The organism is Tahibacter caeni, assembly GCF_024609805.1.
GTDB classification, from domain to species: domain Bacteria; phylum Pseudomonadota; class Gammaproteobacteria; order Xanthomonadales; family Rhodanobacteraceae; genus Tahibacter; species Tahibacter caeni.
In genome coordinates, this window is sequence record NZ_JANFVR010000459.1 from 1 (window position 1) to 3001 (window position 3001).

3 protein-coding genes, 1 pseudogene and 1 riboswitch are annotated in these 3001 nt (G+C 73.0%); all 4 genes and pseudogenes read right to left on the reverse strand.

Annotation, left to right across the window (positions count from 1 at the left end):
• Positions 1-443, reverse strand: a pseudogene (locus tag NON22_RS22555) (molybdopterin molybdenumtransferase MoeA); the annotation flags it as partial.
• A gap of 3 nt (positions 444-446) precedes the next feature.
• Positions 447-1430: a GTP 3',8-cyclase MoaA gene (gene moaA, locus NON22_RS22560; protein ID WP_257389239.1), complete on the reverse strand. Its 984-nt coding sequence runs from the start codon at positions 1428-1430 to the stop codon at positions 447-449.
• A riboswitch (molybdenum cofactor riboswitch) is annotated at positions 1421-1560 on the reverse strand. Its footprint overlaps the gene before it by 10 nt.
• A 64-nt stretch (positions 1561-1624) precedes the next feature.
• Positions 1625-2383, reverse strand: coding sequence for a cyclic nucleotide-binding domain-containing protein (locus tag NON22_RS22565; protein ID WP_257389240.1), 759 nt, complete (start codon positions 2381-2383; stop codon positions 1625-1627).
• A gap of 37 nt (positions 2384-2420) precedes the next feature.
• Positions 2421-3001: oxygen-independent coproporphyrinogen III oxidase (locus NON22_RS22570; RefSeq protein WP_484600514.1), on the reverse strand; the 581-nt coding region annotated here is incomplete at its 5' end.

A 3001-nucleotide genomic window follows, 5' to 3' on the forward strand; every position in this document is an offset into this window, starting at 1 on the left:
TCGCCGCGGCAGATGTCCTCGCCGCGGCGCCGCCGGTGCTGGCCCGGCGCCACGTCGGCGGCCAGCGCGATGCGCTCGACGTGGCCGGCCGCATCCGCGGCGAGCACGCGCACCTGTTCGACCGGGACCACCGCATCCAGTCCCTCGGGCAGGCGCGCGCCGGTCATGATGGCGCAGGCCGTCTGCGCGGTCCGCGCGGCGTCGCCGGCGGCCTGCTCGCCGCACACGGCGAATTCCTCGCCGGCGCGGGCCGTGCGCGCGCAGAGCGGCAGCGCGAAACCGTCCATCGCCGCGTTGTCGAATGGCGGCAGGTCCTCGCCGCTGCGCACCGGCTGCGCGAGCACGCGGCCGAGCGCCGCGCGCGGCGCCAGCGATTCAGCGGGACCGCGCTGCAGACCGGCGCGGATCAGCGCGAGCGCGGCATCGACGTCCAGCAACGACATGGTTCAGCCTCCCAGGGATGCGAGATGCGGCGTGAGCCCGGTCTCGCCGCGATGCAGGCCGTGGCCGGCGGACTTGAGCCCGAGCTGGCGGGTCAGCGCGGCCTGCAGCTCGCCGGCCTGCGCGTCGGCCTGCAGCAGCGGGCGCAGCGGAATGCCGACGTTGCCGAACAGGCACAGGCGCAGGTCGCCGCCCGCAGTGACGCGCAGGCGATTGCAGCCGGCGCAGAAATCGCGCGAATACGGCGCGATGATGCCGATGCGTCCGGCGTAGTCCGGGTGCGCGTAGTCGCGCGCCGGGCCGGCGTCCGCCGCGCGCGGCTGCAGGCTCCAGCCCTGCGCCTGCAGCTCGCGCTCCAGCGCCTCGGCGCGGTAGTGGTGGCGGCGGAAATAGGCCCGGTTGTCGCCGGTCTGCATCAGCTCGATGAAGCGCAGGCCGACGTCGCGCGTGCGCAGGTAGTCGAGGAAGGCCGGCAGCTGGTCGTCGTTGAGCCCGCGCAGCAGCACCGCGTTGAGCTTGACCGCCGCGAGCCCGAGCGCGAGCGCGCGGTCGATGCCGTCGAGGACGACGGGCAGGCGATCGTGGCCGGTGATCGCGGCGAAGCGCGCGCGGTCCAGCGCATCGACGCTGACGTTGAGATGGGTCAGCCCGGCGGCGTGCCAGTCGGCGATGCGCCGCTGCAGCAGCACGCCGTTGCTCGTCAGCGCGACCTTGGCCACGCCGGGCACGGCGGCGATCGCGGCGATGATCTCGCCGAGGTCGCGGCGCAGGCTGGGCTCGCCGCCGGTGAGCCGCACCTTGCTCATGCCCAGGCGTGCGAAGCCGTCGATCAGGCGGCGTATCTCGGCCAGGGCCAGCGGCGGCGCAAGCCCGGGGCGCGGACGATAGCCCTGCGGCAGGCAATAGCTGCAGCGGAAATTGCAGGCCTCGATCAGCGAGAGCCGCAGGTACGGAAAGCGCCGACCGTAGCGGTCGACCAGGGATGCCATCTGCCACTCCTTTCCAGGTCGGGAAAGGCCGGCCGTTTCCCGCCGACCCCGGTGACCGTTCACGGTCACGGCCGGCTGCCGTTGCCGGAATCCGGCGGCAGGCAGCGCGGCTGCGGAGTGCCGCCATCGGGCGGCGACGCGGCGACTCTAGGCGGCGGGCGAGGGCAGCGCCCTGATCGCGGTCAAGCGCCGCGCTATTCGCGCAGCACCGGCCGCGCGAGCTGCTGCATCCGCGGCAGATCGAGGATCTCGAATTCGCGACGGTCCACGCGCAGCAGGCCGTCGTCCTGGAAGCGGCGCACGACGCGCGAGACCGTCTCGGCGGCGAGCCTCAGGTAGTTGCCGATGTCGGTGCGCGACATGCTCAGCACGAAGCGCGTCGGCGAGAAGCCGCGGTACGCGAAGCGCCGCGCGATCGACAGCACGAACGCGGCCATGCGCTCGTCGGCGCTGAAGTCGCCGGCCATCGCGGCGGCCTTGTTGATGTCCTGGCTCAGCAGCCGGAACAGCTGCGCCTGCAGGCCGGGCATGCGCGTGGCCAGGGTCGCCATCATCGGAAACGAGAAGCGGCAGAGGCTGACCGTGTCCAGCGCGACCGCGTTGCACGGAAAGCGACCGTTGTGGATCGCGTCCAGTCCGATGACTTCGCCGAGCAGGAAGAAGCCGAGCACCTGTTCGCGTCCGGATGCGTCGACGCGGTAGGTCTTGACCGTGCCGGAGCGCACCGCGGCGATCGCGTTGAACGGATCGCCCTCGCGGAACAGCGGCGTGCCCGCGTGGTAGGGGCCGACGTGCTCGACGAGGCAGTGCAGTTCCTGCAGCGCGGACTTGTCGTAGCCCTCGGCCTGGCAGGCACCGGCGAACGCGCAGCTGCTGCAGAACGTGAATTCGTCGCCGTCGTCGGTGATCGGACCGGGCTTGGCATGGAGCGGGCTGTGGAAAGGGCGCGACATCGTCAGGCGGCCACCAGATGAGAATTCGGACGGAGCTTCAGGACCGGCGTCCCGCCGCGCCGAGCGGCGCGCAGATCGCCGGCAGGGCCAGGCGTCCCTGCGGCCCGAGCTGCAGGGCCTGCGCGTCGATCTGCAGCAGGCCTGCGTCCAGCAGCGGCTGCAGCGCGGCGAGCTCCTCGTGGAAATAGTCGGCGAACACGATGCCGTGCTGCTGCTGCAGCTGCGCGAGATCGACGCGGCCGCCGCAGAGCAGCGCCTGCAGCAGGTCGCTGCGCAGGCGCGCGTCGGCGTCGAGCTGCAGGCCGCGCCAGACCGGCAGGTCGCCCATGTCGATGCTACTCTCCCAGGCCGCGAGTTCTTCGTAGCTCTGGAAGCAGGCGTCGCCGATGCGGCTGCGGGCGCCGACGCCGAGCCCGATCAGGTCGGTCGGCGCCTGCGGCACGTAGCCGAGGCGGTTGTGATGCAGCTGGCCGCGGCGCCGCGCGCGGGCGAGGTCGTCCTGCGGCAGCGCGAACTGGTCCAGACCCAGCGCCTCGTAGCCGGCGGCGAGCAGCGCGCGCGCGGCGATCGCGTGGCGCAGCCGGCGCTCGGTCGCGGGCGGCGCGTGTCCGTCGTGCG